Source organism: Collinsella aerofaciens (genome assembly GCF_001404695.1).
GTDB lineage: Bacteria > Actinomycetota > Coriobacteriia > Coriobacteriales > Coriobacteriaceae > Collinsella > Collinsella aerofaciens_E.
Window position 1 is genome coordinate 1 of the sequence record NZ_CZAQ01000047.1, and the last position, 11626, is coordinate 11626.

Sequence of the window (11626 nt, forward strand, 5' to 3'; positions counted from 1 at the left end):
CTCCCCGGCCCTCTCTACTACGGCTCTACTGTATGTCATGCGGACTCCAAACCGGACCTTGACGGTCCAACTTTTTGTCCGCAGTCCCCCGCGGCAATCTGGGGCCCGTCCCCAAATACCTATAGATATGCAGGCCAGCGATGTGTTAACGATGTGCCAGCGGGTGCGCCGCCAGATAGACCTCGGTCAGTTGCGTACGATCGACATGCGTGTAGACCTGCGTGGTCGATATATCGGCATGTCCCAAGATCTCCTGTAGCACACGGAGGTCTGCACCGCCCGCAAGCATATGGGTGGCAAAGGAGTGACGCAGCGTATGGGGATGGAGTCCCACCAGCCCCACCTGGCGCCCGTAGCGCTCACAGATGGCATGGATGCCCTGGCGCGACAGACGGCGGCCGTTCTTATTTAAAAAGACCGCCGAGGTCTCGGTTCCGTGGGCATGGGCCGCCAAGCGAGAACGCCCCTCAGTTAAATAGAGCGTCAGAGCTCGCGCCGCGCTTCCCACCAGCGGGGACAGGCGTTCCTTTGAGCCCTTACCGCGAACGAGCACAAAGCCATCGTCGATATGGATATCGCCCACATCGAGCCCCACCAACTCGCTCACACGCAAGCCGCATCCGTAGAGCACTTCCAAGATGGCATGGTCGCGCAAGCCCATCTCGCCCTCGGGGAAGTCTTGATCGAGCAGCGCCGAGACATCCTCCACCGATAGATACTCCGGCAAACGCTCAGCCTTTTTAGGCAGGCGCAACGCCGCCGTTGGATTTTGGGCCACAATCCCATCGCGCACCAAAAAGGCATGCAGGCCCTTCACGGCCGCAAGCGCACGCTCCACCGAGGCATCGGAATAGCCCCCATCGCGACGGTCGGCGACAAAGCCCTCCACGACCTGACGAGTCGCCTCATCAAAAGACATGATGCCCGCCCGCTCCAGATAGGCGCAGTACGTCGTCAGGTCACGACGGTAGGCCGCAATCGTGTTGCGCGCCAAACCCCGCTCGACCGCGAGGTAATCGAGATACTCCCCCGCCGCCACGGCGAGCGACGAGGGAGTAGCTTCGGTATGTTCTTTGTTCGCCGGCACCCTTAGTCCGTAGCGAGGTTCATGGGCGTCACCTGTAGGCGATCGACACCCTCGTGCTGACCGATCGAGGCACGCACGAACTCTCGGAACAGCGGCTGCGGGTTGGTCGGACGGCTCTTGAACTCGGGGTGAGCCTGGGTTGCCACATACCACGGATGCACGTCGCGCGGCAGCTCGACCATCTCGACCAGGCGCTCGTCGGGTGAGAGGCCAGAGATAACCAAGCCGGCGTCCTCGAGCTGGTCGCGGAAGGCGTTGTTAAACTCAAAGCGGTGACGGTGACGCTCGTAGACGAGATCCTCGCCATATGCCTCGCGAGCGAGGGTATCGGCGGCGAGCTTGCACGGATAGGCGCCCAGACGCATGGTGCCGCCCTTCTCGGTCACATCCTCCTGCGAGCTCATCAGATCGATGACGCTAAACGGACCGTCCGGGTCGAACTCGGAGGAGCTGGCGCCGGCAAGGCCGACGACGTTGCGGGCGAACTCGCACACGGCCACCTGCATACCCAGGCAAATGCCCAGATACGGAATCTTGTGCTCGCGGGCAAACTCGGCCGCGAGGATCTTGCCCTCCAGGGCGCGCTTGCCAAAGCCGCCGGGGACCAGGATGCCCGAAGCGTCGCCCAGAACTTCGGAGACATTCTGCTCGTCGAGGCTCTCGCCGTCGACCAGCTGGACGTCCACATGGCGATCGTAGAAGACACCCGCATGGTGCAGGGCCTCGATAACCGACAGGTACGCATCGGGCAGCTGCGTGTACTTGCCAACGACGGCAATCTTCACCTTGTCGGCGTGATGGTTGGCGTGATTCTGTTTGCGCAGGAACTCGTTCCACTCGCTCATGTCGCGCTCACGCGGGTCCAGACCCAGGCGCTCGCAAATGCGCAGGTCAAAGTCCTGCTCGGCAAGCAGCTGCGGAACATCGTAAATGCTCGCGCAGTCCTCGTTGGTAAAGACGCAATCGGTGTCGACGTCGCAGAAGCTTGCGATCTTCCCGCGGATAGCGTCATCGATATGGTGGTCGGAGCGCAACACGATAATATCGGGCTGGATGCCAAAGCTGCGGAGCTCCTTGACGGAATGCTGCGTGGGCTTGGTCTTGACCTCGTGGGCGGCGGCGATATAGGGAACGAGCGACACGTGGATGTAGCAGACGTTCTCGGGGCCGGCCTCCTTGCGGTACTGACGAATGGCCTCGACAAACGGTTGGGACTCGATGTCGCCAATCGTGCCGCCCAGCTCGGTGATGACTACATCGGAGCCGGTCTGCTCCTCGATGCGGCGGAACTTATCCTTAATGGCATTGGTGACGTGAGGAATCACCTGCACGGTACCGCCTAAAAAGTCACCGCGACGCTCGCGGGCGATCAGGCTCTTATAGATGGCACCAGTCGTAAAGTTGGAATCGCGGGTCAGGTTCTCGTCGATAAAGCGCTCGTAGTGGCCCAGGTCCAGATCGGACTCGTAGCCGTCCTCGGTCACAAAGACCTCGCCATGCTGGAACGGGCTCATGGTGCCGGGGTCGACGTTCAGATACGGGTCGGCCTTTTGCATCGTTACCTTGTACCCGCGCGACTTGAGCAGACGGCCCAGCGAGGCCGCGGTAATACCCTTGCCCAGAGACGAAACCACGCCGCCGGTCACGAACACATGCTTGGTCATATTGAGTTACCTGCGCTTCCCGTAGAAGTTGTCCATACACATCTTACGGGTCTTCATTGTAATACTCGCGACGCACGCCGCACGCAATTTTTCTTACGCGCAATAGCATTTCTCCATCTTGAAACAAAACGCCGCCCGGTTTCCCAGGCGGCGTCGCTATGGCAAGGGTTACATGCTGCTATCGATCAGCAACCTCGTCCTCAAGCATTTCTTGAACGAGCATGCCGGTACGGACGCCCTCAAGATACCACTCACCACGTTCGGTGAGGCAAATGCCATTTGCAAGCTGACCGCCGTCGTCGCTATAACGCGAGACGACATCAATCATACCTTCGGAATCCAAGCGATCGATTGCGGCGCGGGCACGATACGGCGAAACCCCCACGCGCTCGGCAAGCGTTTTGCGCGAGAAACCATACGGCCCGCCATTGTCTTCGGTTTGCTGGTCGATCTCCATCAACACCAGCACCTCGACACGCTTCATATCGTTAACACTCGCACGACCCTTGCCCGCCATAGCAGCCTCCTCAAACCGAGCACGAGCATCTAACGCGCCGTGCGCGACCGACACACCTCACGATGGCAGGTAATATCCATCATGCGGCATCCCGCTAAGGATGAAACAGTTACGGTTATTGTATACCGCTCAAATTGTTTCTAGGCAGGTAAACAGCTATTTTTCGCCGAAATAGACGCTTTATTGATCAAAAAGCCGTACCGGGCGCTAACCCGATACGGCCAAAATGCAATGCAATTACCGCGGTGCTTCAAACTTAGCGATGGAAGAAACCGCGGCGCTCAAACTTGGGCTCGCAGCACACGTTGATACCCAGTTTGCGCAGTACCGTCTCGTCCGTCGGCGAGATAATCACGCTAAAGAAGGCATCGCAACCGCGCAGCTGCTCCAGGCCCGAAAGGACGCGAGCGGCCGTCTCACTCGTGGCCGAGGTGATCGACAGCGCCATAAGCGTCTCGTCGGTGTGGAGGCGCGGGTTTTTGCTGCCCAGGAAATGCGTCTTGAGCTTGCTGATGGGCTCGATCGCCTCATCGCTAATGACCTCGAGCTCAAGGTCGACGCCCGAGACATGCTTGAGGGCGTTCATAATGAGCGAACTTGCGGCGCCCAGGCGCGTGGAGGTCTTACCGGTCACCACGGAGCCATCGGGCATGACCATGGCACCCACGGGACCACCCGTCAGCTGCTCCCTGGTGAGGGCCGCCGAGCGCGCCGGTGAGTAGTTCTTATCGATGCCGGCTTTCTTCATAATAATCTTGAGACGGTCGACTTGCTCATCGCCCACGCCGGTACGGCGCACATTTTCGACCGCGGTAAAGTAGCGGCGAACGATCTCCATCTTGGAAGCGTCGCGGCAGGCATCGTCATCGGTGATGGCAAAGCCGACCATATTGACGCCCATGTCCGTAGGGCTCTGGTAGGGGCTCTTGCCCAGGATCTTTTCCATCAGGGCACGGACTACCGGGAAGGCCTCGACGTCGCGGTTGTAGTTGACCGTGGTCTTGTTGTAGGCCTCCAGGTGGAAGGAGTCGATGATATTGGCGTCATCGAGGTCAGCCGTGGCGGCCTCGTAGGCAATATTGACCGGATGCGTCAGAGGAAGATTCCAGACCGGGAAGGTCTCGAACTTGGCATAGCCGGCGGCCGTGCCATGCTTGTGCTCGTGATAGAGCTGAGACAGGCAGGTGGCAAGCTTGCCCGAGCCAGGACCGGGGGCAGTGACCACAACGAGCGGTCGGGTGGTCTCGACAAACTCGTTCTTGCCATAGCCATCGTCGGACACGATCAGATCGACATCGTGCGGATACCCCTCGATGGGATAGTGCAGCTTGGCGGGAATACCGAGCGCGTTCAGGCGGTTGCGGAACACATCGGCAGCGGGCTGGCCGGCGTACTGGGTGATGACCACAGCCGCGACGGCAAAGCCGTTGCCGCGGAACAGGTCGACCAGGCGCAAAACGTCCTCGTCATAGGTAATGCCCAGGTCACCGCGAGCCTTGTTCTTCTCGATGTGGTTCGCGTTAATGGCGATGATGACCTCGACGTCGTCGGCTATGCTCTTGAGCATGCGAAACTTGCTGTCCGGCTCAAAACCCGGCAGCACGCGGCTCGCGTGATAGTCGTCAAACAGCTTGCCGCCAAACTCCAAATACAGCTTGCCGCCAAACTGCGAGATGCGCTCCTTAATATGAGCGGCCTGCAGCTCGATATATTTCGCGTTGTCGAAACCCTGGCGCATGTATGGCTCCCGTCCCGTTTCGTAAATTAAGTTCCTACGCGATTATAACGGAGCCTGCCCTCCCCGATGCCCAGGCCATCAACAGGCACCAACCAAACACGCCATCGATAAGTTGCGGTGAAATAGCTCCTGTTTAACCCCTCAAGACGGCCAAACGGGAACTATTCCACCGCAACTTCCCCTTTTGGCGCAAAGTAACCTGACCCCTTTGCACCAACAGCAGAAACGTCGCGGGCAGAGAACGGACAGCGAACAGACACCAGAGCGAGCAAGCCGCCCCCTGCGCCAACAATGGCAGCGCCGCAGGTTGAGCATAAGTCAGCGAAAGCCCACCAGAGCGAGCAAGGTGACGTGAAAGAGGAGGGCATAGGCCTTTTGGCCATGCCCGACGATTGAACGTCAGATTGCCGCTCTGGCGGGCTTGCAGCGTCGAGTGGTTCCGGCGTTTGGTAAAACGCCGGAACACAAGAGCGCCCCCTCCCGCGCACGGAACGGGAGGGGGCTAAAGGTAGGAGTCTACCGGTGGGTTGACCCCACCGGACAGACGATGACCAGATGATCCTTTACAGGATCGTCAAGGTTTCCGTGGGGTACCCGTTGGGTACTTAGATCATCACGCAAGCGATGGTCAGGATGATGGCGCAGACGACGGAGAGAGCGACGATGAGCTTAAGAGCAAACTTGAGCCAGGTCGTCCACTCGATCTTGGCCAGGGCAAGACCGCCCATGATGGCGCCGGAAGTCGGGGTGAACAGGTTCACGATGCCGATGGCGGCGGAGTAGATCATGACCATGACCTCGGGCGAGAAGCCGAGCTTAACAGCCAGCGGTCCCATGATAGGCATGGAGACGGTAGCCATACCAGAGGTCGAGGGGATCAGGAAGGACAGGCCGAAGTAGACCAGGAAGCTCATGGGAGCGAAGATCACGCCGGACAGGCCAGCCAGAGCATTGGCGGCAGCGTCGAGGACGTAGACGTCGAGGCCGGTGTTAGCCATGAGGACGGAGATACCACGGGCGAGGGCGATGACGAGAACAACGGACATCATGTCGGCAGCGCCGGTGATGAAGGTGTTAACGATCTGCTTCTCGGACAGGCCACCGATGATACCGATCAGGACGGCCATGAGGAAGAACCAGGTGGAAGCCTCGTCGAAGTACCACTGACCAATGGGCAGGCCGGTGATCAGGGCAGACCAGCCCTGGACGACGGCGTTACCGTCGGCGTCGTAGACAGCGCCAGCGTCGAAGAAGTTGGCGACGCCCTCGTTGAGGTCGGCCAGCGGAATGAAGCCGACGATCATGACGACGAAGGTGAAGGCAAAGGCGATCAGAACACCCTTCTGACGACCAGTGAGCTTGACCTCATTGTGAACCTCGGAAGCAGCCTTGCCGTGAGCCTCTTCGGCGTCCTTGAGCTCCTGCATCGACAGGATGGTGGAACCCTTGTCAGCCTTGACCTTCTTGGCATAGCTCATGACGAAGAAGATGGACATGGCAGTGGTAACAATCCACAGGACGGCACCGAGGCCGATGATGATGGACTGGTTGACCTCAATGCCAACGCCGGTCAGAGCGTCGACGGCAGCGCCGACGGCGAACGGGTTAACCGTGGAGCCCAGGCAGCCGCAGCCAGCGCCGAGCAGGACGGTGGCGGCACCGACCATCGGGTCGAAGCCAGCGGCCATCATGGTAGCGGCAAGCAGGGCGTAGAAGGGAACGGTCTCCTCGCACATACCATAGGTGGTACCACCGAGGGAGAAGATGAGCATCAGCACGGGAATGAGCATGATCTCGTTACCCTTAAGCTTCTGCACCAGGACGGCGATGCCGTTGTCCAGGGCGCCGGTCTCGGTCATCATACCGAGGAAGCCGCCGAGGATCATAACGAAGAGGCAGACGGGCAGAGCGTCAGCGAAGCCCTTGATCGGGGCGGTGCAGAAATCGCTCAGACGGGCGGCAGTAACCGCGCCGCCGGACGTGCCGGAGACGATAACGGTAATCACTGCAGCAATTGCCAGCAGAGCAAGAAGAATGGTGAACGATGAAGGCATACCGCGCTTTTTCTTAGCGGTCTCAGTCATAGTTCTCATCCCCCCTTCATAAATCATTTACTGATCTCGCCCGAAGCGGCTCTTCCGTGCCGTGCCTGCCGCTCGATCGAGATTTTTACCAGATAAAGCCGCTCGGGGTGTTCAACAATACACCCCGAGCGAGATGCTAGATGCACTTACTTGAGCGTGGCGTACATGACGGCCTTGATGGTGTGCATGCGGTTCTCGGCCTCGTCGAAGACCTTGGAAGCGGGGCTCTCGAAGACCTCGTCGGTGACCTCCTGCTCGGTGATGCCGAACTGCTCGCACTTCTCGGCGCCAATCGTGGTGTTGGTGTCGTGGAAGCTGGGCAGGCAGTGCAGGAAGATGGCACCCGGGTTGGCCATAGCCATGACCTCGGAGGTGACACGATACGGGGTGAGCTGAGCGATGCGCTCGGCCCAGACCTCGTCAGGCTCGCCCATGGAGACCCACACGTCGGTGTAGATAACGTCGGCACCGGTGACGCCGTCCTTGACGTCGGTGGTCAGCTTGATGGTGCAGCCGTTGGCCTCGGCGATGGGCTTGCAGGCCTCGATGACGTCGTCAGCGGGCATGCACTCCTCGGGGCCGCAGGCCACGAAGTTCATGCCAAGCTTGGAGCAGACAACCATGAGGGAGCGAGCAACGTTGTTCTTGCAGTCGCCCATGAAGACGAGGGTCTTGCCCTTGATGTCGTAGTTGAAGTTCTCCTGGACGGTCAGGATGTCGGCGAGCATCTGGGTGGGATGCCACTCAGTGGTCAGGCCGTTCCACACGGGCACGCCGGACTTAGCAGCGAGCTCCTCGACATCGTCCTGGGCAAAGCCACGGAACTCGATGCCGTCATACATGCGGCCGAGAACGCGGGCGGTGTCCTCGATGGACTCCTTCTTGCCCATCTGCGACGAACCCGGATCGAGGTAGGTGACACCCATGCCCAGATCCATGCCGCCGACCTCGAAGGCGCAGCGGGTACGAGTGGAGGTCTTCTGGAAGAGCAGAACGATGTTCTTGCCCTCGAGATAGCGGTGCGGAACGCCAGCGCGCTTCATGTCCTTGAAGTTCTTGGAGAGCTTGAGCAGGTACTCGATCTCCTCGGTGGTGAGGTCGAGGAGCTTGAGGAAGCTACGGCCGGAGAGGTTAACACCCATGGTTCGTTTCCTTTCGAAGAAATGAATTACGTAAGTAATTAGTGTTGCCCGTTTGACGGGTGAAACCGGTGCGGTTGTAGGGGGACCGCACCGGAAACGGAAAGACTTAGAGGTCCTCGCGCCAGAAGGGCATGCTCATGCAGCGCGGGCCGCCGCGGCCGCGGGAGAGCTCGGCGGAGGGCACGACGAGAAGGTCCAGGCCCTCCTTGTACAGCACGTCATTGGTGACGGTGTTGCGGGCGTAGACGCAGATCTTGCCGGGCTCGACGCACAGGGTGTTGGAGCCGTCGTTCCACTGCTCGCGGGAGGCCGCGATCGGGTCGCCGCCGCCGCAGGGGATCAGCTTGACCTGGTCGACGCCGGTGGCGTCCTCCAGGACGTGCTCGAGGGTGTCCTCGATCAGGCGGATGTTCACGTCGCCCGGGTTCTTGCCGGCGGTCAGCTCGTAGACGCGCAGGGTGCCCATGATGGCGGGGTGGATCGTGAACTTATCGACGTCGATCTGGGTGAAGACCGTGTCGAGGTGCATGAAGGCGCGCGAGACCGGGATGTCGAAGGCAAGGATGCGCTCGACCTTGGAGTCGGAGTTCCAGAAGATGTTCTGGGCCATGATGTCGATAGCGGCGGCCTGGGTGCGCTGGGAGATGCCGACGGCGAGGGTCTTCTCGTTGATGTTCAGCACGTCGCCGCCCTCGGTGTGGAACTGGCAGTCGCGGCGGAAGTACAGGGAGACGTCCTTGTAGTCGGGGTGGTACTTGAAGATGTACTTGCCGTACAGGGTCTCGCGGTTGCGGGTGACGGAGTACATGCGGTTGAGGTTGACGCCCTCGCCGACGACCGCGAACGGGTCGCGGGTGAAGTAGAGGTTGGGCATCGGGTCGATGATCAGGTCGGACTCGGACTCGGAATTGACCAGGGAGTCGAGGGTCGTGGACGCCGTGAGGGGCATGTCGATCTCGGCCTTGGTCATGCCGGCCATGGTCTTCTTGACGAACTCGAGGTTGTCCTCGATGGAGTCCAGCTTCTCGCGGACGATCTGCGGCATGTGCTGGCCGCGGATGCCGGCCTCGGCGATGTACTGGTCGGTGAACTCGGCGCGGGCGCCGGGGACCTGGTCGAACACCTCGGCGACGAGGTTCTCGAGGTAGAGCACCTCGACGCCCTGGTCCCTCAGGATCTGGGCGAAGGTGTCGTGCTCCTGCTGTGCGACCTCCAGGAACGGGACGTCGTCGAACAGGAGTCGCTCGAGCTCGTCGGGCGGCAGGTTGAGGAGCTCGTCGCCGGGACGGTGCAGGCAGACCTTCCTGAGCTTGCCGATCTCGGAAGGCACGTGCAGACCTTTCGTCATGGCCTCCTACCTTTCTTTCGGGCCCCTGTCAGGGCCGATTCGTTAGCGCCCCTCCGTGTGAGGCGTTATTGCTGACGACATATTTATATCCAAAATCAATCCATACTTCCACCTCGCCCCCGAACGGTTTTATATGAGGGGTGAACGGCATACACATATACTTCACGCATGGCATACTTTGATTAAATAAAGTGGATTTACGTGCTTAAACGCTTTTTAACCGCAGGATCAATTGAAACTAACCTTTGTTAAACCACCCCCAAATTGCATATTTCACGCAACGATATGAATATAATTCGCAATTCTCGCTGTGTCTCAACCATTTTGATTTTTATTCAGAAAAAAGTGCGTCCTATTCATTTTTGACAAACAGATTACCGTTTACCAGACGTTGGATACCGTTCACCGGAAGCTCAGTATAAGGCCCATCGAATACCCGATCGATCTTGCGTCTCCATTTGTAACAACTTGACTTTTTCGGCAGCAAAGACAAACAGACCCGTTCCCCAAAAGGGAGCGGGTCTGCATTCGGTACACCTAGGGTCCAGCAAGGTTTAGGCCTTCGAGAACCTCAAGGGACTAGCGATCGAGCTCGGCCAGTGCCTCGCCCAGAAGCCTCAGGCCCTCGCGAAGAACATCTTCGCTCGCGCAGTAGCCCAGGCGCGCTCCGCAGGGAAGCTCAAAACGGCTACCGGGGACCAACAGCACTCCCCTATCGGCCAGCAGGCGCTTGCAGAACTCCTCGTCATCCTCGGGAATATCCAGCTGGATAAACGAGGTTGACACGCCCTGCGGGGCCGTCCAAGAGACACGCTGCTGCGTATCGATCCAAGCCTGTGCGATATCTCGGTTACCAAACACGATCTTGCGGTTGCGCTCGAGAATCTTGTCCTTGTGCTCGAGCACGTAGGTCGCCAAAGCATCGTTAAACACGCCACCGCAGATCATGGTGTAGTCGCGGTAGGTGCGGATGCGGTTGGACACCTCTTCATCCGCAACGACCCAGCCCACGCGGGCTGCAGGCGTCGAATAGGTCTTGGACACCGAGTTGGTGACAATGGCCCTCTCGTACACGTCTGCCATCGACATAAAGGACTCGGTGTTCTCGAGCGGCAGATACACCTCGTCGCACAGCACGTAGGCGCCCACCGAGCGGGCAATCTCGGCAATCTGCCCGAGCATGTCTGCATCGAGCACCGTACCGATGGGGTTCGATGCGTTATTGATGCAGATAAGCTTGGTATTGGGGCGAACGAGGCGCTTGAGCTGTTCGATATCGGGTTTCCATCCGAGCTCCTCGCGAAGCTCCCAATACTCGACCTCGGCACCAAGCGTACGCGGGATCTCATAGAGCGGCGCATAGGTAGGCCACTCGGCAATCACGTGATCGCTGGGCCCGACAACGGCAATGATGGCGTTGAGGTTGGCGCCCGTGCAGCCATTGGTCTGCAGAATGTGATCGGGATTGACCTCGCAACGATACAGCTTGGCGACCTCGGCCTTAAACTCCGGCGAACCCTCGATCCAGCCGTAGTTCATCTTCTCGCGATCCAGACGCTCGTAGAACGTAGCGCCGTCCTGCTCGTCGAGCGCGCGAAGCTCGCCCATGGTCAGCGACGAAATCGTCGACTGGGCAATGTCCCACGTAGCGCTCTTCTCCCAAACGTTGAGCCATTCCTCAACGCCAATTGTCTTGATATCCATGACTAAGCTCCAATCGCTAGAACACGGGGATGATGCCGGCAAAGGTCATGGGAATCGAGATGATGCCCAAAAGACAAAGAAGCCGACACCGTTGGGGTATCAACGTGACCGCCTCTAGACATAATGGACACCTTATCTGATACTAATTTAACTTATTAGACAAGAATGGGGCGGTGCGAAAAACCCGCACCGCCCCATTGGGAGACATCTAATGGCAGCTAGATGTTTGTATTAAGACCCGTACGGTCTATGAAAACCTTAGAGGTCCTCGCGCCAGAAGGGCATGCTCATGCAGCGCGGGCCGCCGCGGCCGCGGGAGAGCTCGGCGGAGGGCACGACGAG

General features: G+C 59.3%; 9 protein-coding genes. All 9 read right to left on the reverse strand.

Going from position 1 to position 11626, the window contains the following annotated elements:
• Nucleotides 1-145 precede the first annotated feature (145 nt).
• Nucleotides 146-1087, reverse strand: a complete 942-nt coding sequence (gene xerD, locus AQ996_RS09050) for a site-specific tyrosine recombinase XerD (protein ID WP_172674638.1) — start codon at nucleotides 1085-1087, stop codon at nucleotides 146-148.
• Between the two features lie 2 nt (nucleotides 1088-1089).
• Nucleotides 1090-2751: a CTP synthase gene (gene pyrG, locus AQ996_RS09055; protein ID WP_055252564.1), complete on the reverse strand. Its 1662-nt coding sequence runs from the start codon at nucleotides 2749-2751 to the stop codon at nucleotides 1090-1092.
• 178 nt (nucleotides 2752-2929) lie between these two features.
• Nucleotides 2930-3268 (reverse strand): helix-turn-helix domain-containing protein, encoded by a 339-nt coding sequence (locus tag AQ996_RS09060; RefSeq protein WP_040358312.1) that lies wholly within the window; start codon nucleotides 3266-3268, stop codon nucleotides 2930-2932.
• 256 nt (nucleotides 3269-3524) lie between these two features.
• Nucleotides 3525-5006 (reverse strand): DUF1846 domain-containing protein, encoded by a 1482-nt coding sequence (locus AQ996_RS09065; protein ID WP_006234276.1) that lies wholly within the window; start codon nucleotides 5004-5006, stop codon nucleotides 3525-3527.
• 605 nt (nucleotides 5007-5611) lie between these two features.
• Nucleotides 5612-7099, reverse strand: a complete 1488-nt coding sequence (locus AQ996_RS09070; protein ID WP_392397613.1) for a YfcC family protein — start codon at nucleotides 7097-7099, stop codon at nucleotides 5612-5614.
• 137 nt (nucleotides 7100-7236) lie between these two features.
• Nucleotides 7237-8232, reverse strand: a complete 996-nt coding sequence (gene argF, locus AQ996_RS09075; RefSeq protein WP_006234279.1) for an ornithine carbamoyltransferase — start codon at nucleotides 8230-8232, stop codon at nucleotides 7237-7239.
• Nucleotides 8233-8338: 106 nt separating this feature from the next.
• On the reverse strand, nucleotides 8339-9580 hold the full coding sequence (gene arcA / locus AQ996_RS09080; RefSeq protein WP_055252566.1) for an arginine deiminase: 1242 nt from the start codon (nucleotides 9578-9580) through the stop codon (nucleotides 8339-8341).
• A gap of 579 nt (nucleotides 9581-10159) precedes the next feature.
• Nucleotides 10160-11284: an aminotransferase gene (locus AQ996_RS09085; protein ID WP_055252567.1), complete on the reverse strand. Its 1125-nt coding sequence runs from the start codon at nucleotides 11282-11284 to the stop codon at nucleotides 10160-10162.
• 258 nt (nucleotides 11285-11542) lie between these two features.
• Nucleotides 11543-11626: arginine deiminase family protein (locus AQ996_RS09860; protein WP_148315932.1), on the reverse strand; the 84-nt coding region annotated here is incomplete at its 5' end.